18 protein-coding genes are annotated in these 20158 nt (G+C 58.7%); 8 read left to right on the top strand and 10 right to left on the bottom strand.

Going from position 1 to position 20158, the window contains the following annotated elements; translation table 11 throughout:
• Window positions 1-110: 110 nt before the first annotated feature.
• The 3 genes from KHA73_RS14880 to KHA73_RS14890 are packed head-to-tail and all read left to right on the top strand — an operon-like array spanning window position 111 to window position 2683.
• Window positions 111-1418, top strand: coding sequence for an MFS transporter (locus KHA73_RS14880; RefSeq protein WP_234585129.1), 1308 nt, complete (start codon window positions 111-113; stop codon window positions 1416-1418).
• Between the two features lie 38 nt (window positions 1419-1456).
• Window positions 1457-2221, top strand: a complete 765-nt coding sequence (locus tag KHA73_RS14885) for an SDR family NAD(P)-dependent oxidoreductase (protein ID WP_234585130.1) — start codon at window positions 1457-1459, stop codon at window positions 2219-2221.
• A gap of 45 nt (window positions 2222-2266) precedes the next feature.
• Complete coding sequence (locus tag KHA73_RS14890; protein ID WP_234585131.1) at window positions 2267-2683, top strand: RbsD/FucU family protein; 417 nt, start codon at window positions 2267-2269, stop codon at window positions 2681-2683.
• Here the strand turns inward: KHA73_RS14890 and umuC are convergent.
• The 4 genes from umuC to KHA73_RS14905 all read right to left on the bottom strand — a co-directional run bounded on the left by umuC (window position 2612) and on the right by KHA73_RS14905 (window position 6365).
• Entirely contained in the window at window positions 2612-3958 is a 1347-nt protein-coding gene (umuC, locus tag KHA73_RS14895) for a translesion error-prone DNA polymerase V subunit UmuC (RefSeq protein ID WP_234585132.1), read from the bottom strand. The genes KHA73_RS14890 and umuC overlap by 72 nt on opposite strands.
• Before the next feature lie 2 nt (window positions 3959-3960).
• On the bottom strand, window positions 3961-4386 hold the full coding sequence (umuD, locus tag KHA73_RS14900) for a translesion error-prone DNA polymerase V autoproteolytic subunit (protein WP_261112038.1): 426 nt from the start codon (window positions 4384-4386) through the stop codon (window positions 3961-3963).
• Window positions 4387-4540: 154 nt separating this feature from the next.
• Window positions 4541-4675: a hypothetical protein gene (locus tag KHA73_RS24565; RefSeq protein WP_261081020.1), complete on the bottom strand. Its 135-nt coding sequence runs from the start codon at window positions 4673-4675 to the stop codon at window positions 4541-4543.
• 193 nt (window positions 4676-4868) lie between these two features.
• Complete coding sequence (locus KHA73_RS14905; protein WP_234585134.1) at window positions 4869-6365, bottom strand: CoA transferase; 1497 nt, start codon at window positions 6363-6365, stop codon at window positions 4869-4871.
• 122 nt (window positions 6366-6487) lie between these two features.
• Between KHA73_RS14905 and KHA73_RS14910 the strand changes: the two genes are divergently transcribed.
• The 3 genes from KHA73_RS14910 to KHA73_RS14920 all read left to right on the top strand — a co-directional run bounded on the left by KHA73_RS14910 (window position 6488) and on the right by KHA73_RS14920 (window position 9696).
• Entirely contained in the window at window positions 6488-7513 is a 1026-nt protein-coding gene (locus KHA73_RS14910; RefSeq protein WP_234585135.1) for a LysR family transcriptional regulator, read from the top strand.
• Between the two features lie 365 nt (window positions 7514-7878).
• Window positions 7879-8709 carry a formate dehydrogenase accessory sulfurtransferase FdhD gene (gene fdhD, locus KHA73_RS14915; protein WP_234585136.1) on the top strand — a complete coding sequence of 277 codons (831 nt, stop codon included), beginning with the start codon at window positions 7879-7881 and terminating at the stop codon, window positions 8707-8709.
• A gap of 69 nt (window positions 8710-8778) precedes the next feature.
• Entirely contained in the window at window positions 8779-9696 is a 918-nt protein-coding gene (locus KHA73_RS14920; protein ID WP_234585137.1) for a bestrophin family protein, read from the top strand.
• Window positions 9697-9769: 73 nt separating this feature from the next.
• Here the strand turns inward: KHA73_RS14920 and moaD are convergent, their stop codons facing one another.
• The 6 genes from moaD to KHA73_RS14950 form a co-directional block, all read right to left on the bottom strand.
• Window positions 9770-10015 (bottom strand): molybdopterin synthase sulfur carrier subunit, encoded by a 246-nt coding sequence (moaD, locus tag KHA73_RS14925; RefSeq protein ID WP_234585138.1) that lies wholly within the window; start codon window positions 10013-10015, stop codon window positions 9770-9772.
• 60 nt (window positions 10016-10075) lie between these two features.
• Complete coding sequence (gene moaA, locus KHA73_RS14930; RefSeq protein ID WP_234585139.1) at window positions 10076-11062, bottom strand: GTP 3',8-cyclase MoaA; 987 nt, start codon at window positions 11060-11062, stop codon at window positions 10076-10078.
• A 64-nt stretch (window positions 11063-11126) separates the two neighbouring features.
• Window positions 11127-11273, bottom strand: coding sequence for a DUF2474 domain-containing protein (locus tag KHA73_RS14935; RefSeq protein ID WP_234585140.1), 147 nt, complete (start codon window positions 11271-11273; stop codon window positions 11127-11129).
• Between the two features lie 15 nt (window positions 11274-11288).
• The gene (gene cydB / locus KHA73_RS14940; RefSeq protein ID WP_234585142.1) at window positions 11289-12296 is read right to left on the bottom strand and encodes a cytochrome d ubiquinol oxidase subunit II; all 1008 of its coding nucleotides are present in this window, start codon (window positions 12294-12296) and stop codon (window positions 11289-11291) included.
• Window position 12297: 1 nt separating this feature from the next.
• On the bottom strand, window positions 12298-13707 hold the full coding sequence (locus KHA73_RS14945) for a cytochrome ubiquinol oxidase subunit I (protein ID WP_234585143.1): 1410 nt from the start codon (window positions 13705-13707) through the stop codon (window positions 12298-12300).
• 135 nt (window positions 13708-13842) lie between these two features.
• Complete coding sequence (locus tag KHA73_RS14950) at window positions 13843-16155, bottom strand: FdhF/YdeP family oxidoreductase (protein WP_234585144.1); 2313 nt, start codon at window positions 16153-16155, stop codon at window positions 13843-13845.
• Window positions 16156-16493: 338 nt separating this feature from the next.
• Here KHA73_RS14950 and KHA73_RS14955 point away from each other — a divergent pair, with 338 nt between their 5' ends.
• Both KHA73_RS14955 and KHA73_RS14960 read left to right on the top strand, forming a co-directional pair.
• Window positions 16494-17438, top strand: a complete 945-nt coding sequence (locus KHA73_RS14955) for a Dyp-type peroxidase (RefSeq protein WP_234585145.1) — start codon at window positions 16494-16496, stop codon at window positions 17436-17438.
• A gap of 343 nt (window positions 17439-17781) precedes the next feature.
• On the top strand, window positions 17782-20061 hold the full coding sequence (locus KHA73_RS14960; protein WP_234585146.1) for an FdhF/YdeP family oxidoreductase: 2280 nt from the start codon (window positions 17782-17784) through the stop codon (window positions 20059-20061).
• The last annotated feature ends 97 nt before the right edge of the window (window positions 20062-20158 follow it).

Consider the following 20158-nt stretch of genomic DNA (forward strand, 5'->3'; position numbering starts at 1 on the left):
CAGTAATTAATACATCAGACACATCCTTATTAGACGCTTAATTAATTGCTCAGCTCATCGCGGTGAGCCAGAGATTCTATTATTCCGGTCTCTTCATTGGAAAAACGATCATGCAAAAAAGAACGCCGCAGGAAATTGAGCGCAGCGCCATCAGGAAACTGACGCTGCATATTGTCCCCTTGATGATTCTATTGTATTTCCTGGCCTTTCTTGACCGAAACAACATGGCCTATGCCGCGATGGCGCTGGAAAGCAGCCTGGGGCTTACCGCCTCGGCCTTCGGGTTCGCCTCCGGCATATTTTTCATCGGTTATTTCATGTTTGAAATACCCAGCAATGCGGGCACCATAAAATTCGGGCCACGCATCTGGTTCGCCAGAATTCTAATCTCCTGGGGCGTTTTCGCCACCCTGCTCGGCTTCGTCCGCACGCCGATGGAGCTGTATATTTGCCGGTTTATGCTGGGCGTATGCGAGGCCGGTTTCTTCCCTTCCGTGGTCTATTATTTTACGGTTTTCTTTCCGGAAAAGTACCGCACCAAAATCCTCGGCATGTTCATTATCGTCCAGCCGCTGTCCAATGCCGTCGGCTCGCCGATTTCCGGCTTTATCCTCGCTATCGATCACGGCTGGTTCGGCCTGGAACCCTGGCAGCTGCTGTTTATCATCGAGGGCCTCCCGCCGGTGATCATCGGCCTGCTGATCCCGTTCATCATTAAAAACTCGCCTAAGGACGTCGGCTATCTCGACGTCGAAGAAAAGGCCTGGCTGATGAACAGCGCCAGCCGCTCCAAATCCGGCTCCAAAATCACCCTGGCCGACTTTTTCAACGGCATTAAAAACAAAAAATACCTGCTCTACGCCGTGCTCAACTTCGGCATGGTGTGCGGAATTTATGGTTTCGGCATGTGGTTGCCTTCCATCCTCACCTCGATTTCCGGCGACAATATTTTCAACGTTAGCCTGCTGGCGCTCATTCCTTATGGCCTGGCTGCGCTGCTGGTTTATCCGTGGAGCCTGTGGGCCAGCAAAACCAAAAAAATCGGCGTATTCGCCGGCATCAGCATGGTGGTCGCCGCCATCGGCCTGGTGGGCGCAGTGATCTTCTTTAAGTACAACCTGTGGGTCTCGCTGTCTTTCCTGTGCATCGCCGCCGTCGGCATCTACACCTCAGTACCGTCATTTTTATCCATGCCCGCCAATATTTCGACCGGGGCCGCCGCCGCCGCCGGGCTGGCGGTGGTGAGCTGCATCGGCAATATCGGCGGCTTTGTCGCCCCCTATGCGGTGGGATTGCTGAACGATCTGACCCACAGCAGCACGCCGGGGCTGATTTTCCTGTCTTTATGCCTGCTGGCAACCGGCCTGACCTGCATTTTTTACTGCGCCAAACAGCGTGAAGGCGTCATCAATTCTTAACCCTTTTTCAGACCACATTAACAACGGAGAAATAAACCATGGGCGACCTCGCAGGCAAAAAAGTCTTCATTACCGGAGCCGAACAGGGTATTGGCCGGGCAACGGCCGAGCGGCTGATTCAGGCCGGCTGCGATATTTATTTCCACTACCATAGCGATGAGGCAGGCCCCAAGGCGTTAGTGGCGCTGGCCCAGACGCGGGGGCAAAAGGCGGCCTACAGCTACGCCGATTTAACCTCGACCGAAGAAACCGCACGCTGCGTTTTGGCCGGCGCCGAGTTTCTCGGCGGCATCGATATTCTGATCAATAACGTCGGCGGCATCGTGGGACGCAAATGGCTGGGCGAGATCGACCGCCCGTTCTGGCAAACCGTGATCGATGTGAATTTGACTACCATGCTGAACGTCACGCAGAGCGCGCTGCCCTTCCTGAAGGCGGCGCAGGACGGCGCCAGCATCGTCAATCTGGCCTCGCTGGCCGGCCGCTCCGGCGGCCACTCCGGCTCGCTGGTTTACTCCACCACCAAAGGCGCGGTGCTGACCTGGACGCGTTCGCTGGCGGCGGAGCTGGGCGAGCATGGCATTCGGGTCAACGCCGTCGCCCCGGGGCTAATCCTCGGCACGCGTTTCCATAACCGCCACACCACCCAACAGTCGGCGGAGGAAACCATTCGCGCCATTCCATTGGGCCGGGCCGGCACGCCGGACGATGTGGCGCGCGTGATTGCCTTCCTGGCCGCGGAATACGACGGCTTCGTTTCCGGCGCCACCATCGATATCAACGGCGGCATTTTCCGCATGTAACCCACCCGCAGGCGGCCCGTGCGGCTGCCTGCTCAGAGAACCGTTATGATTAAATCAGATCTCATTCATCCACAGCTGCTATGCGCGCTGGCGCAATGCGGGCACAAATCCCAGCTGTTAATCGCCGACGGCAACTACGCCTGCGTAAACAACGCGCCCAAAGATGCGGCCCGCGTTTACCTGAACCTGTCGCCCGGCACGCTCGCGGCCCCGCTGATCCTGGAAAAAATCCTCACCTGCATCAACGTGGAAAGCGCCGCGCTGATGGCCTGCCCGCCGGACTTTATCAACGGCGCCGAAGCCGAGTATCGGCAATTGCTGCCTGCCGGCTGCACCATCGAGCACCTGCCGCGCGAGGATTTTTATGCGGCGGTCAAATCGGATCGCACGCTACTGGTGATCGCCTCCGGCGAGCAGCGCCGCTTCGCCAATCTGCTGCTGACGGTGGCGCCGGTGGTCTGAGGCCCCGCCCTCCAGCCGCGCCTGCGGAATGTCCGCCAGCCGGGTGGTGTAGGCCGGCGACAGCATGTCGCGCTTCATCTGCCAGGGCTTGACGATGCCCTGGCCGGCGAACCAGACGCGGCCGCGCCCTTCCCGGTTCAGCTTGTCCAGGGTGGCCATCAGCTGCCCGCTGTTGCGCCGCGGCGGGCAATCGTCGAACAGGTCGATCTGCGCCATGGCGCCGGCGCTGAAATCCCCCAGCATCACGCCGCCCTTCAGGTAACGCCGCCCCTCCTGCCAGATGCTCTCCAGCGCACGCACCGCCATGGCGATGATGTCGCGGCTGTCGTTGCTCGGCGTACGCAGCCGGGCGGTGCCCACATTGCTGTAATACCCTTCGCCCGCCGAATGCGGGCTGGTTTTGATAAACACCGACACGTTGCGGCAGTAGCGCTCGTCCTGGCGCAGCTTCTCCGCCGCGCGTTCCGCGTAGCTGCAGATCGCCTCGCGCATATGCGGGTAGTGCGTCAGGCGCTGGCCGAACGAGCGGGAGCAAATAATTTGCTCTCTGGCCGCCGCCTCGTCCTCCAGCTGCAGACAGGATTCGCCGCGCAGTTCTCGCACCGTACGCTCCAGCACCACGCTGAAGGTTTTGCGCGCCAGCCGGGTATCGCAGTCCGCCAGCTGCAGCGCGGTGTGAATGCCCATCGCCTGCAGCTGGCGGGTCAGCCGGCGGCCAACTCCCCACACCTCTTCCACCGGGATCAGCGCCAGCAGTTTACGCTGGCGGACCGGTTCAGACAGATCCACCACCCCGCCGGTTTTGCGCCATTTTTTGGCGGCGTGGTTGGCCAATTTCGCCAGCGTCTTGCTCGGCGCGATGCCCACGCCAACCGTCAAGTGCAGCTCCTGCCGGATCCTGTCGCGCACCTGGTGGCCAAACCGCTCCAGCGCCACGCAGCGGTCTATTCCGTCCAGCCGCAGAAAGGCTTCGTCCAGAGAGTAGATCTCCACCGCCGGCGCCATTTCCTCCAGGGTGTCCATCACCCGGCGGGACATATCGGCGTACAGCGCATAATTGGAGGAAAACACCGCCACATTCTGCCGGCGCATCTCATCCTTAATCTTGAAGAATGGCGCCCCCATCGGCACGCCGAGCGCTTTGGCCTCGGCGCTGCGGGCAATCACGCAGCCGTCATTATTGGACAAGACGATCACCGGCCGCCCTTTCAGATCCGGCCGGAAAATGGTCTCGCAGGAGGCGTAGAAACTGTTCACATCCACCAGGGCAAACATGGTTACACCGCGGCATACACAATGAAGGTCACCACGCCGAAAATCTCCAGCTGCGTTTCGTCGCCGAAAACAATCGGCGCATAGGCCGGGTTCATCGGCAGCAGCCGCAGGTCCGGGTGGCGCTGCAGTTTTTTGACCGTGAATTCTCCGTCGACGGCGGCGATGACGATATTGCCATGCTCCGGCGTCAGTGCGCTGTCGACGATCAGCAGGTCGCCGTCTTTGATATTGCCGTCGACCATCGAATCGCCGCTGGCGCGCACAAAGTAAGTGGCGTTGGGGTGGCGCACCAACAGCTTGCCGATATCCAGCCGGCTTTCGACGTAGTCCTGCGCCGGGGAAGGAAAACCGCAGGCCACCGGTTCGGCAAACAGCGGCAGCGTTACCGGCTCGCCTGGTGAAAATGCGTACAGATTAGGTGTCTTCATCATAATCATAACTTTACTGTATATACATACAGTTAATCATAAACGAAACGCCAAGACGTGCAACCCTCAACCTCGCACCAGAGCAGGCTTTATCTCGTAATATAATAATTTTCTGAGTGATTTTTTTTAAAGCTTCCGCCGATTTCAGCGGGCATTACGCACACGTTATCCACCAAAACTGTGGATAACCTGCAGCAGAAACCGGCGCGATCCGCTGGCCCGCGCCCAGGTTTATCCTCAATAAGCCCGACAACGCGACGATCTGGCGCAGCGGCTTAATACTTTTCATCTCATGCATCCTCAGGCCGCTCGTTAATGGATATGCTTAAAAAGCCTGGAAATACATCTCATTAGGGGGCTGTCGCATGAACCGAATTCACCTTCGCCGAAGGTGAATATCCGCCCCTCAAGGGCAGGAAATACCGCGCGGATAAGAGGGCACAGCAATTTTCGGCATGGCAGTTATCCTGCGGGTGAAAATGTCAAAGTTCCTGATGCCCACGCCAATGTGCAATATCTTGACGGAAGATTCGAGTTGTCGAGTGCGTAACCTGCAGTATTTTTTCCGGCTCACTATCCCATGCCGCATTCAATGAAGCGGTACCCGGATAGCTTGCAGGGCAGCGCGCGTAGGGCGGCGTTTGATCCATTTGGGCTACGGGCGCTACCCGTGTCAGAAGGCCATGGGGCGATTCCTGATCCACCAGATAGCGCTCAAGATCTTCTGCACCAATTGGCTGCCCGACCTCACTATTTTCATCGTATTCCAAGCCAAGCATCGCAGTACGCGCGAGTGAAACACGCACTCGGCAGCCTTGCCCTACGGTGAATTGCTGCTCAAGCGCAGCCAGTACACCGATGGCCCCCAGGCAACCCGTGCCGTAATCGCTGAAATAGGCGGGTATCAAGGCAGGATCGGCCCTACCCGCGCTGTGCTGATAGGCAAGCCCTGTCACGGATTGAGCGAGTTGCTCCCAACCGCGACGGCCAGCCCATGGCCCATTAAATCCGTAACAGTTGGCTTCGACCGCGATCAGGCCTGGATTTCGTTCCCATAGCGCTTCGGCGACGAAACCGTGTTTTTCAAGCGCGCCGTGACGAAAGCCATCAATGAAAACATCGGCCTGGTCGGCCAGTTCAAGGAGCCGCTGGCGATCGCGAGGGTCGTTGAAATCCAGATAAACGCATTTCTTGCCAAAGGAGGTTTCTAAATCGAACCCCAAGATGGAGTCGTGATAGGGGTATTGGACATGAATGACATCGGCGCCCTGCTCCGCCAGCAAGCGGCCGATAGTCGGGCCCGCGATGACGTGCGTGCAATCGAGCACCTTAACCCCTTGCAAGGGACGCACTGCCCCCTTTGAGAGCTGGCGCCGGGTTGGCCTGCCGTTAAATTCAAGTTGAATCGGCGGCACGGCAGCCAATGCCTGGCCCTGAGGATGCGCCATCCACTCCTCGCGGCTACGTAGCATCCCAGCACACAGATTCAGCGATCCGAGCTCATCCTCAAGCGCTTGAGCATCCCATTGCGCGACGGCCCTGGCGATGGCGCCCCTGTCGTCGGTTGAATTCAGGAAGCGCAGTAAGCCTGCTCTTAAATGTGGATAGGCGCCGTTGAAAAAGATCCATCGATTATCCCGTGTGCGAAAGAAGTTATTAACTGGGGTATGCACAGCACTAATATCTACCTGCCAACCCGCGCGGAAAAAATAGGCGATACTGTTAAACATCATGCAGGCATGCCGTCTGTCAATGCTGATTTGCTGTTGCGGCAATCCACGCAACTGCCCTAATTGGTTGACCAACACGCCCATTGCAGCAAAGATGGCTGTCGCAAAATCGGCGAACTCAATGCGGGATGTGGTACTGAGGGATGACGGAGTCTGGCCGATCTCGACTCCCTGATAAGCATCGGGATCAATTTGAATCCCCTCTAAAATCGCTCGGTAGATACCGAGCTGACGTTCACTTAATGACATAATTCCTCTCCTCACTATTTATGGATTTCCGGCTAAGCTTTTCGCGTTAGCGCAGTATAGGTATTGGATTAACCATCAACCTATATCGTGTCCGATATAAGCGAAATACCAAGGAGATGAGCATGAATACACGGCAATCGCTTGAAACCGCCCCCTTAACAAGCGCATCGGTATCAGGCGGTTTAATGCAGTGGATCAGCGTTGCGAGGAGTCATGAACTGAATGCCGTCGCTACGCTCCGACTCCTGTTAGAAACTTGTAACCTGAGCGAAACGGCGCGGCAGCTGAACACATCGCAATCTGCGGTTAGCCGTACCCTGGAGCGGATGAGGCGAGAGCTTGGCGATCCGCTGTTGATCAAGAGTGCTAATCGCATGCTGCGCAGCAAACGGGCGGATACGTTGCTATCTGTTTTGGATGAGATCCTTTCCGCAAACTACCGTCTATACCGAGAAAGCATAATGTTCGATCCAGCTCGGGAAGTGCGGTCCTTCGTTATTGGTATGAGCGATTCGACGCAATCGATTATTGCCAACGATCTCTTCAGCACGATACGCGCAGAAGCGCCTCAGTTTATGATCCGCATGGAACCGGCTTTGGTGGAAAATGCTTCGTCATTGCTTACCCATGGCCGTTTAGACCTGGTTGTGGGGTTTTGGCCAACCGATTTTGGCGACTTTCGAACCGAGACTTTTGCACAAGGGGATCTGGTATGTTTAGCATCGAAAGATAATCCACTGATCCGCAGATCAATGAGCCTCACGCAACTTGCGCAGCAAGCCTTTGTAGAAGTGAATCCCGGAGGGATCGGCTTTATCGGCGGGCAGATCGATGACCTATTTACACAACAGGGTCTGGTTCGCCATAAGGTTGCCATATTATCCAGCTATTTGGCGGTTCCCTGGGCCATTGCCGCAACGGATCTTTTCTGTTTTGTGCCGCGCCTGCTCTTGCCCCAAATATTGCAGCATGACCGAGTCGCCGTTGTTGAGCTCGGCTTTACCAGCCCTCGTTATGCAATGACGATGTGTTGGCATAACATCGCCCACACCGACCCGGGCCAAGTATGGCTGCGGCAAAAAATTGGCCAGGCATTACGTGCTGCGGCAAGCAGGGCAAACATGGCTGCATCTCGGCATACGGGCTAATCGTAATTTGCCGGGGTTGCTCACCCGTTATCCACCAAAACTGTGGATAACCTGCAGCAGAAACCGGGACGATCCGCTGGCCCGCGCGGGCAACGTCGTTAACCTTTCACTTAAAGTGGATATATGCCCCGCTTATTCTTTACCGCAGGCTATTTTTTGCGGCCTGCACCGTATTGAAATGCTTTGCAACAATAATCCGTTCAGATAACCCATAAATAAAAACCCTATTCTTTTCCGCCTGAAAATTAGCATTTCTATTTTATTCGCTGCGCTATTTTAATAAGAGTCATGTATAATAATCGCCATCAGCATTCACCCGAAATTGACCTGCGCCGGTATTTAAATCCGACGCTCAAGAGAACATGATGAATAAGAATTTAATCCTCAATGAGCCCGGCGACGCTGAACAACAGTGCCTGTCACAACACCCGGTCTGGCAACGCGACGATCTGGCCCAGGCGCAGCAGGACTGGCTGGCCGAAGAGGTGCCGGTGGCCCTGGTGTATAACGGCATTTCGCACGTGGTGATGATGGCGACCCCGAAAGATCTGGCGGCGTTCGCCATTGGTTTCTCGCTTTCCGAAGGCATTATCGCCTCTCCCGACGATATCTACGACATCCGCCAGCAGCCCGCCTGCAACGGCATCGAGGTGCATGTCGAGCTGTCCAGCCGCCGCTTTATGCAACTGAAAGAGAAGCGGCGCAGCCTGGCCGGCCGCACCGGTTGCGGCGTCTGCGGCGTGGAGCAACTGCAGGAAATCACCCGCCCTATCCCGCCGCTGCCTTTTACCCAACGCTTTGATTTAAAAATGCTTGATCGGGGTTTGGCACAGCTGAAGGCGGTGCAGACCGTTGGGCAACTGACCGGCTGCACCCACGCGGCGGCCTGGCTGCAGCCCGATGGCGCACTGAGCGGCGGCTGCGAGGACGTCGGCCGGCACGTCGCGCTCGACAAGCTGCTGGGTTATCGCAGCCAGCAAGACTGGCGGCAAGGGGCGGTGCTGGTTTCCAGCCGCGCCAGCTATGAAATGGTGCAAAAAACCGCCATGTGCGGCGTCGAGATCCTGTTCGCCGTATCCGCCGCCACCAGCCTGGCGGTAGACGTGGCCGAACGCAGCAACCTGACGCTGGTCGGCTTCAGCAAGCCGGGCCGCGCCACCATTTACACCCATCCGCAGCGGCTGATGGCCGAATAATACCCGCGTTTCAGCAAAGCACCGGCAATAGACTAATATCAAAGCAAGACACCAGGAAGTATTAACATCATGATTATTCGCCCAAACCAAAATTGGTTTTTCCGCCTGTTTGCCTGGCACGGTTCGGTCCTGTCAAAGATCACCTTTCGTTTATCGTTAAATATTCTCATGTCTGTCGTGGCGATTATCAGCTACCAATGGTATGAACAACTCGGCATTCATTTAACCGTCGCCCCTTTCAGCCTGTTGGGGATCGCCATCGCCATATTTCTCGGTTTCCGAAATAGCGCCGGCTATGGCCGTTTTGTCGAAGCGAGGAATTTATGGGGATCGCTGTTAATTACCGTTCGCACCCTGCTGCGCCAGATAAAAAGCCTGCTGCCGGACGATCGGGCGGTTCACCAAAAAATCGCCCACTTGCTTATCGCATTCAGCTGGAGCCTGAAGCATCAGCTGCGCAACACCGACCCCACGGCGGATCTGTATCATAATCTGTCCTTGAAAGAGCTGACCGAAGTCACCACCAGCCCGATGCCGACCAACAGGATCCTGCTGCTGCTCGGCCAGGAAATCGGCAAGCTGCGCCAACAGGGGTTATTGAGCGACATCACCTTTGAGATGATCGATAACAAGCTGAGCGAACTTTCGCACGTGTTGGGCGGCTGCGAACGGCTGTCGAACACGCCGGTGCCTTTCGCCTACACCCTGATTTTGCAGCGCACGGTGTACCTGTTCTGTTCGCTGTTGCCTTTTGCGCTGGTTGCCGATCTGCACTACATGACGCCGTTCGTCTCGGTGTTCATTTCCTACACCTTCTTATCCTGGGACTCGCTGGCCGAAGAGCTGGAAGACCCCTTCGGCACCTCGGCCAACGATCTGCCGCTGAACGCCATCTGCAACACCATCGAGCGCAGCCTGCTGGAGATGAACGATCAAACTCCGCTGCCGCCGCCGTTGAAACCCGACGCGCACTTTAATCTGATCTGAACATTCAGGCCCCGAGCGCAATGCGCCGGGGCCTGAGCGTAGGTATAAAGCCGGTCTATTCGCTGCACGCGTTTTATCCCCCGGTCACCGGCGGATAAAACGCCACCTCGTCGCCGGCCCGCAGCGCATGGTCCATCGGCACCAGCGTTTGGTTCACCGCCGCCAGCAGGCGATCGGACTCCAGCGCCAGCTGCCAGCGGCTGCCGCGGCTCAGCAAGGCCAGCCGCAGCGTTTCCACCGTGGCGAACTCGGCGGGCAGTTGCAAACGGCTGCAGCCGACCAGTTCACGCACCTGCGCGAAGAACAGAATATCAAGCATGATGGGGTCCTTATTCCGCTCAATGCGGTAAAAATCAGCAAAAGTTGGCGGTATCCGCAGTTATCCGCCGATAAACGACAGGTTCTGCGTAATGCCGGTATTGCCCTGGTGCAGGAAGTGAGTTTGCTTTTTCTGCAGCAGACTGTGCGCAATGCGTTCCTGCAGCGCCTGCTGCTGTTCGTCCGACTGCAACAGGTCGCGCAGCGAAACGCCGCCGTCGCCGAACAGGCACAGGTGCAGCTTGCCCATCGCGGAAACCCGCAGGCGGTTACAGCTGGCGCAGAAGTTTTTCTCATACGGCATGATCAGGCCAATCTCCCCCAGATAATCGGGGTGAGCGAACACCTGCGCCGGCCCGGCGCTGCGTTCCTGCGCCTGGCGCTGCCAGCCGGCGGCGGTCAGCCGTTCGCGAATGGTTTCACCGGAAATATGGTGCCGTTTGAACAGCTCATGCCCTTCGCCGGTTTCCATCAGCTCGATAAAGCGCAGCTGTATCGGCCGATGTTTAATCCAGTCAAGAAAGCTGCGCAGGCTGTGATGGTTGACGTCGCGCATCAGCACCGTGTTGACCTTCACCTTGGCAAAGCCGGCGTTGAAGGCGGCGTCGATGCCGGCCATCACCTGGTGAAATTTGTCCTGCCCGGTGATGGCATGGAATTGATTGGCGTCGAGGCTGTCGATGCTGACATTCAGCGAGGTCAGCCCGGCTTCTCGCCAGCGCGCCACGTCGCGTTCCAGCCGGTAGCCGTTGGTGGTCATGGCGAGGTGCTTTATCGCGGCGTTTTCCCGCACCGCCGCCAGGATCTCGACGAAATCGCGGCGCAGCGACGGCTCGCCGCCGGTCAGCCGAACCTTTTCGGTACCGGCGGCGGCAAAGGCGCGCGTTACCCGCCGGATTTCGTCCAGCGTCAAAAAGCTTTTATTGTTGCCCGCCGCCGGGCGATAGCCGTTGGGCAGGCAGTAGCTGCAGCGGAAGTTGCACACGTCGGTGACGGAAAGCCGCAAATAATAAAATTTACGCTCCCAGGGATCGGTAAATTGCGTCATTGGCTCCACCTTCCACAATGAACAAGCGCCGGACCGAGGGGTCTCGGTCCGGCCGGTTGCCGTATTAATGCGATTTCATGCCGGCCGCCGCCATCAGCAGCTTAAACGCCGAGGCGACTACGCCGAGCGCCAGCACGCTCGCCGCCCAGATGGCGACCATCCACATCACCCGCCGCCATAGGGCCGGCGCAGTATCGGCTGCGGTTTTCATCAGCTTACTCCCCTGTCAGTGGTAGCCTTCATTCGGTTTGATTTTTCCGCGGAACACGTAATAGCTCCAGCAGGTGTAAACCAGGATCACCGGGATGATCAGCAGGCCGCCAACCAGCATAAAGCCCTGGCTCTGCGGCGGTGAGGCCGCCTGCCAGATGGAAATGGACGGCGGTATGATGTTCGGCCAGATGCTGATGCCCAGCCCGCTGAAGCCGAGGAAGACCAGCCCCAGCGTCAGCAGGAAGGGGCCACAGCCGGCGTGGTTGTAGGCCGCCCGCACAATCCCCCAGGAACAGGCCAGCACCAGCAGCGGCACCGGCAGGAACCAGAACAGGTTCGGGGTGGTGAACCAGCGGCGGGCGATGTCCTGATGCGCCAGCGGCGTCCAGATGCTGACGATGGCGATGATGGCCAGCAGGACCAGCGTCAGGGGAATGGCCAGGTCAGACATCTTGCGATGCAGCGCGCCTTCGGTTTTCATGATAAGCCAGGTGCAGCCCAGCAGCGCGTAGGCCACCACCAGGCCCAGGCCGCAAAACAGCGGGAACGGCGCCAGCCAGCTCAGCGCAGAGCCGCCGTAGGCACGGCCGGTCACCTCAAAGCCGTTCAGCACCGTGCCAACAGAGACCCCCTGGCTGAAAGCGGCGACGATCGAACCGCCGATAAACGCCTTGTCCCAGAACGGCCGGTGTTCCGGCGTGGCCTTGAAACGAAACTCGAAGGCCACGCCGCGGAAAATCAGGCCGATCAGCATGACGGTCAGGGGGATCGACAGCGCATCGGCGATCACCGCATAGGCCAGTGGAAAGGCGCCGTACAGCGCCGCGCCGCCCAGCACCAGCCAGGTTTCGTTGCCGTCCCAGACCGGCGCCACGGTATTGACCATCATGTCGCGCTCGGTGGCGTTCTTATTGAACGGGAACAGGATGCCGATGCCGAGATCGAAACCGTCCATCACGATATACATCAGCGTGGCGAACACGATGATGGTGAACCAAATAATCGAAAGATCGATGCCCATATCAGCGTTTTCCTTCTGGCGGGGTCAGGGATCCCTGCACCGCCGACAGCGGACGCGCAGGGGTGCCTTCAGCGGCGGGTTCGTGCATATCGCCCGGCTGCGGGCCCTTTTTGATCAGGCGCATCATGTAGACGTAGCCCACGCCGAACACCGAGGAATAGACCAGGATGAAGGCCAACAGGCTGAAGCTCATGTGCATTTCGCCGTGCGCCGATACCGCGTCGCGCGTTCGTTGCAGGCCGTAGACCACCCACGGCTGCCGGCCTATCTCGGTGGTGAACCACCCCGCCAGAATGGCTACCAGGCCGGACGGCCCCATCAGCAGGGCGAACCACAGGAACGGGCGCGATTGGTACAGGCGGCCGCGCCAGCGCAGCCAGGCGCTGACGACGCCGAGCAGCACCATCAACATGCCCAGCCCGGCCATCACGCGGAACGACCAGAAGATGATGCTCGAATTCGGGCGATCTTCTGTCGGGAAGCTTTTCAGCGCCGGCACCTGCTTATCGAGGCTGTGCGTCAGGATCAGGCTGCCCAGATACGGGATTTCCAGCCGGTAGCGGGTAACTTCGCCGTCCATGTCCGGCATGCCGAACAGCACCAGCGGCGTCGGCTCACCGGGTTTGTTTTCCCAGTGTCCTTCAATGGCGGCGATTTTCGCCGGCTGATACTTCAGGGTGTTCAAACCATGCGCATCGCCGATCATCGCCTGAACGGGCGCCACGATCAGCGCCATCCACAGCGCCATGGAAAACATCTTGCGGATAGCCGGGGTGTCGTTGCCGCGCAACAGATGCCAGGCCGCCGAAGCGCCGACAAAGAAGGCGCTGGCCAGGAAGGCCGCCGTCGACATGTGCAGCAGGCGATACGGGAACGACGGGTTAAAGACGATCTTCAGCCAGTCCATCGGCACCACGATGCCGTTTTCGATGGCGTACCCCTGCGGCGTCTGCATCCAGCTGTTGGACGACAGGATCCAGAAGGTCGAGATAATGGTGCCGAGGGCCACCATGCAGGTGGCGAAGAAGTGCAGCCCGCGCCCGACCTTGTGCCAGCCGAACAGCATCACGCCGAGGAAGCCGGCCTCCAGGAAGAAGGCGGTCAACACTTCATAGGTCAGCAGCGGCCCGGTAATGCTGCCGGCAAACTGCGAGAAGCCGCTCCAGTTGGTGCCGAATTGGTAGGCCATCACCAACCCGGACACCACCCCCATGCCGAAGTTGACGGCAAAAATCTTCGACCAGAAATGATAGAGCTCGCGGTAAGTGTCGTTGCGCGTTTTGAGCCACAGCCCTTCCAGCACCGCCAGAAAGCTGGCGAGGCCGATGGTGATGGCCGGAAAAATAATATGGAAGGAGACAGTAAAAGCGAACTGTATCCTCGCCAGGTGAAAGGCATCTAATCCCAACATTGTTCACCCCGGTATAACAGGACAGATAAGCCCACCGCCGAAAGCGTATTTTCGGCGGCGAGGTAGGTTCCATTTGCAAAATGGCCGGCTAGTTTCGATGAAAATAGCGGCCGGATAAAACGCCGCGCCTGATTCTCAGGCAATCCTTAGCGTTTCTTTTATCTCCGCCCGGCTGATTTTGACCGGTACGGATTTCGAGGTTGGCGTACCCGTGCCGTCGCCGATGCTGTTCATTGGCACCAGCGGATTGGTTTCCGGGTAATAGGCGGCCAGGTTGCCGCGCGGGATGGCATAAGCCACCAGCTTGAAGCCGGACACCCGGCGTTTGACGCCGTCGTTCCACAGCGTCTCGATATCCACCAGCTCGCCGGGCTGGTAACCCGCCGCGGCGATATCTTCCGGGTTCATGAACAACACTTCCCGTTGACCGTACACGCCGCGATAGCGGTCATCCAGCCCGTAGATGGTGGTGTTGTACTGATCGTGCGAGCGCAGGGTTTGCAGCACGAAGGGGACCTCCTCCCCCTGCAACTGCGGGAATAACGATACCGGCAGCGGCGCATCGCTGAACTGCGCCTTGCCGCTCGGCGTAGCGAAGCGCAGCTCCGCCGCCGCATTGCCGAGATAAAAACCGCCCGGGTGCTCGCACTTGCGGTTGAAGTCGGCAAAGCCGGGAATGGTGGCGGCGATATGGTCGCGGATTTTGTTGTAATCCGCCGCCAGCGCCAGCCAGTCGATGGTCGGGGTATTGCCCACCGCCGCATCGGCAATGCCCGCCACAATGGCCGTTTCCGAACGTTGGGTGTCAGACAAGGGTTTGCCGATGCCCTCTGAGGCGTGGACCATGCTGAAGGAGTCTTCCACCGTGACGAACTGCGGGCCGCCGGCCTGAATGTCCTGCTCGGTGCGCCCCAGCGCCGGCAAGATCAGCGCGTCCTGCTTGCCGGTCACCAGATGGCTGCGGTTAAGCTTGGTGCTGATGTGCACGGTCAGGTCGCAGCGCCGCAGCGCGTCTTCGGTACGGCGGCTGTCCGGCGCGGCGGCGGCCAGATTGCCGCCGAGCGCAATCAGCACCTTCACTTCGTCACGCAGCATGGCGCCGAGCGCGTCCACCGTGTTGTGCCCGTGGGCGCGCGGCGGCGCAAAATCAAAGTGCTCGCCCAGGCGGTCGAGAAACGTCTGCGAGGGCTGCTCATCGATACCCATGGTGCGGTTGCCCTGCACGTTGCTGTGCCCGCGCACCGGGCACAGGCCGGCGCCCGGTTTGCCCAACTGGCCGAACAGCAGCTGCAGGTTGACGATTTCGCGCACCGTCGCCAGCGAATGCTTATGCTGGGTGATGCCCATCGCCCAGGTGCAAATCACCTTGTCGGCATGCTGATAGATATGCGCCGCTTCGCGGATCTGCGCCTCGCTCAGGCCGGACTGGCGTTCGATGAACGCCCAGGAGGTGGCGTCCACCTCCGCCAGATAGCCGGCAACGCCCTGGGTGAAGCTGTCGATAAACGGCTGGTCGAAAATACCCGCCTCACCCGCAGCCAGACGCGCGTTGTGGGTTTCCTGCAGCGCCTTGACCATGCCGCGCACCGCCGCCATGTCGCCGCCGAGGTTCGGCTGGTAGTAGCGATGGCTGATGGCGCCGGCCAGCGGCGTCACCACCTCCAGCGGCTTTTGCGGATCGGCGAAGCGCTCCAGCCCGCGTTCACGCAGGGTGTTGAACGAGACGATGCGCGCGCCCTTTTCCGCCGCATGCCGCAGGCTGTGCAGCATGCGCGGATGGTTGGTGCCCGGATTCTGGCCGAAGACGAAAATGGCGTCCGCCTTTTCGAAGTCGTCCAGATGAATGGTGCCCTTGCCGACACCCAGGCTTTGCAACATGCCGAAGCCGCTGGCCTCGTGACACATATTGGAACAATCGGGGAAATTATTGGTGCCCAGCACCCGGCCGAACAGTTGATACAGCCACGAGGCTTCATTGCTCGCCCGGCCGGAAGTATATAATTCCAGCTGGTTAGGGTTGGTCATTTTTTTAATATGGCTGCCGATTAACGCAAAGGCGTCGTCCCAGCCAATCGGCTCGTAATGGTCGGTTTCGCGGTTATAACGCATCGGCTCAATCACCCGGCCCTGGTATTCCAGAAAATAATCGCTTTCCAGATAAAGCCGGCTGACGCTGTGAGCGGCAAAGAAATCCCGATCGACGTGCCTGCGCGTCGCTTCCCAGGTAACGGCCTTGGCGCCGTTCTCGCAAAAGCTGAAGGTGCTTTTGTTGTCGTCGCCCCATGCGCACCCCGGGCAGTCGAAGCCCTTCGCTTTGTTCATGCGCATCAGGTTGACCATATTCTTCAAAACCTGTTTGCTATCAAAAACAAACCGCGTCGTGGCTTCAAGAGAGCCCCAACCGCCCGCGGCCGCTGAATACGGCTTTATTTTTGATTTGAATTTCATAATTGTCTCGATGTCTTATTTTTTTGGAATAGGCCTCACCGCGCTTAATATAAATATAAGCGTAATAATGAAAGTCATATTCCTGCGATGTGAGACTATTTTACCAACCGCTAACATCTGGTCAAATTGGTTAATCTGATAGCGCAATAGATACAATCTATCGCGCACTTTGTTAATGCCCGGTATTTTATTTATATGAAATGTGTCTATATTGACAAGGCAAAGTAAACCCTGTAGCTCTGTATATAGACCGACAATGTTCAACGCAGTCCTATTGTTGCTTTTAAGATGTTTCTTTAGCGAATGATTTTCACTCTCAAATACTGGAAACGGACTCAATGAATACCAACACTAACCAACCGCAAGCCGTCTTCAGCCCAGTGACGCGCCATGCGATCTTCATTGTCGCCACCCTCTCTCGGGACCCGGCGCACCTCAATGCGGTGCGCGGCTGGTGCGGCGATGTCGCCGCGGTGGTGCGTTCGGTGGGCAAGCGGGATCTCACCGGCCAGCTGTCCTGCGTATGCGGCTTCGGTTCCGCCGCCTGGGACTCGCTGTTCGGCGCGCCGCGCCCTCAGCAGCTGCACCCGTTCAGCGCCATCGGCACCGGCGAACGCATCGCCGTCTCCACCCCCGGCGATATCCTGTTGCATATCCGCGCCAACGAGATGGATCTGTGCTTTGAACTGGCGACACAGCTGCTGGCCAAGCTCGGCGAGGCCGTCACCGTGATCGACGAAGTGCACGGTTTCCGCTATTTCGACCAGCGCGCCATGATCGGCTTCGTTGACGGCACCGAGAACCCGGAAGGACACGAAGCCTTCGGCTATACGGTGATCGGCGAAGAAGATGCGGCGTTCAGCGGCGGCAGCTATGTGCTGGTGCAAAAGTATCTGCATGATATGAAAGGCTGGAATTCGCTCAGCGTCGAAACGCAAGAGCACATCATCGGCCGCCACAAGCAGTCCAATATCGAGCTGGATGCGGACGTGAAACCCTCGTCATCGCACAGCTCGCTGACCACCATCACCGATGAACAAGGCAATGAAGTGAAGATCCTGCGCGACAACATGCCGTTCGGCAAACCCGGCATGCGCGAGTTCGGCACCTACTTCATCGGCTATGCGCGCTCGCCGCAGCCTATCGAGCAAATGCTGGAGAACATGTTCATTGGCCGCCCGGCCGGCAATTACGATCGCCTGCTCGATTTCAGCCAGGCGGTGACCGGCAGCCTGTTCTTCGTGCCTTCGGCCCCGCTGCTGGAGGCGCTGGCTGACCGCTGACGCCAAAGAAAACCCCGGTGGTAAATAAACGCGGCCGGGGAAATCAACCGTTTTTTTAATAAAGGGCTTTCAATAGCTTATATCCGCCGCATCTGAAAAACGCCATTTATATTTGCGCTAACCCGGTATCGCTTAAATATTATTAATCAGGGAATAAATATCCATGCCGAGATTTAACCCCTTCGGGTTAATTAAGCGTGTTGATAATCAAACTGAGCACACCCGTTATTGCGACCTGAACTGTTTCCATCGGCAGCAAAGTGGCCGGCGTTAAAAGAAAGCCATTGTCAGGTCGCAATAAGTTGCATTCACCTATCGCAAAACAGGCAGTTGAGGAGTTCCCATGAACAAAAAAAGACGCGCAGTTCCCGGCATTCGCCCCTATGACGGGCCGGCAGGCGGCTGGGGCGCACTGAAGGCGACGGCCATCGCCGTGCGCACGCAAATGGACACCTTCGAGGCACCGGTCACCCTGCTGCGCACCAACCAACCCGACGGCTTTGACTGTCCGGGCTGCGCCTGGCCGGACAAAGAACACCACTCCACCTTCCAGTTCTGCGAGAACGGCGCCAAGGCCGTTACCTGGGAAGCCACCAGCAAGCGCGTAACCCCGGAGTTTCTGGCGCAAAACACCGTCACTTCCCTGCTGAAAAAGACCGATTTTGAGTTGGAAGGCTACGGCCGGCTGACCCATCCATTGGCCTACGACCGCGCCAGCGACACCCTGCGCCCGGTCGAATGGGACGAAGCGTTCGCCCGCATCGGCGAGATCCTGCGCGGCATGGCGTCGCCGGACCAGGTGGAGTTCTATACCTCCGGCCGCGCCTCCAACGAGGCGGCTTACCTGTTCCAGCTGTTTGCCCGCGAGTACGGCACCAACAACTTCCCCGACTGCTCCAACATGTGCCACGAACCTACCAGCGTGGGGCTGCCGCAGTCGATCGGCATCGGCAAAGGCACCGTATCGCTGGAAGACTTCGATGATGCGGAGCTTATCATTTCCATCGGCCACAACCCGGGCACCAACCACCCGCGCATGATGGGCACCCTGCACGAACTGGCGCGCAAGAATGTGCCGATCATCGTGCTGAACCCGCTGCGCGAGCGCGCTCTGGAGCGCTTTACCGACCCGCAGAGCGTAATAGAAATGGCGACCTACAGCTCGACCAATATCGCCTCGACCTACTTCCAGGTAAAAGCCGGCGGCGACGCCGCGGCGCTGAAGGGCATCATGAAAGCGCTGCTGGCGATGGACGCCGAACAGGGCAATGTGCTCGACCACGCGTTCATCGCCGCACACACCCAGGGCTTTGAGGCTTTTGCCGCCGACTTGGCCGCCACCGCCTGGGCAGACATTGAAAAAGAGAGTGGGCTGACGCGCGCCGATGTAGAACAGGTAGCGGTCGCCTATGCCAGGTCCAACGCCACCATCGTGACTTACGGCATGGGGATCACCCAGCATAACAAGGGCACCGCCAACGTACGCCTGATAGCCGATCTGCTGCTGATGCGCGGCAACATCGGCAAGCCGGGCGCGGGGATTTGCCCGCTGCGCGGCCACTCCAACGTGCAGGGCAACCGAACCGTCGGCATTACCGAGAAGCCGTCGGAAAGCTTCCTGAAGAACCTGGAAGAGGTGTTTGGCTTCACCGCGCCGAAGGCCCATGGGCATGACGCGGTCAAGGCGATGCAGGCCATGGTGGAGGGCAGCGCCAAGGCGCTGATCTGCCTGGGCGGCAACTTTGCGGTGGCGCTGCCGGATCCGGAACAGTGCTTCCCGGCCATGCAGGCGCTCGATCTGAGCGTGCATCTCGGCACCAAGCTGAACCGCACCCATTTGCTGGTCGCCAAAGAGACCTTTATTTTGCCGTGCCTCGGCCGCACCGAGCTCGATATCCAGGCCAGCGGCCGCCAGTCGGTCACGGTCGAGGACTCGATGTCGATGGTGCACGCCTCGTCCGGCAAGCTGAAGCCCGCCTCCGAGTTTCTGCGCTCGGAGCCGGCCATCGTCGCCGGCATGGCCAGAGCGGTGATGCCGGGCAGCAAGGTGCCCTGGCCACAGCTGGTGGCGGATTACAGCATCATTCGCGATCTGATCGAAAAAACCATCCCGGGTTTTGACCGCTACAACGAACGCATCGCCGTGCCCGGCGGTTTTCGCATGCCGCTGCCGCCCACCGAGCGCCAGTGGCCGACGCCGACCGGCAAAGCCATGTTCTCGGTGTTCAGCGGCGTACATGAAGACGCGCAGGTACAAAGCGACGACGTCCTGCGCTTGATCACCCTGCGCAGCCATGACCAGTACAACACCACCATCTATGCGCTGGATGACCGCTATCGCGGCGTGTTTGGCCGACGCGACGTGCTGTTCATGAGCGATGCCGATCTCGACGCGCGCGGGCTGGAGCACGGCGATCTGGTGGACATTGAAACGGTGGTGGCCGGCAGCAGGCTGCGTTTGCCGAACATCACGGTGATTGCCTACAACATCGCGCAGGGCTCGGTCGGCGCTTATTACCCGGAGGCCAACGTGCTGGTGCCGCTGGATTACATTGATGAGGAGAGCGGCACGCCTTCCTATAAATCCGTGCCGGTGCGCGTTACGCCGGCGACCGCCGGCTGATAGCCAGGCGCAAGCCGTATAAACCGGGGGCCGGGATCGTTTCGGCCCCCGTTTTATTTCGCGCATCCCATCGCCGGGAAGCGCGGCATGCAACAAG

The sequence above is a fragment of the Serratia entomophila genome, from assembly GCF_021462285.1.
GTDB classification, from domain to species: Bacteria; Pseudomonadota; Gammaproteobacteria; order Enterobacterales; family Enterobacteriaceae; genus Serratia; species Serratia entomophila.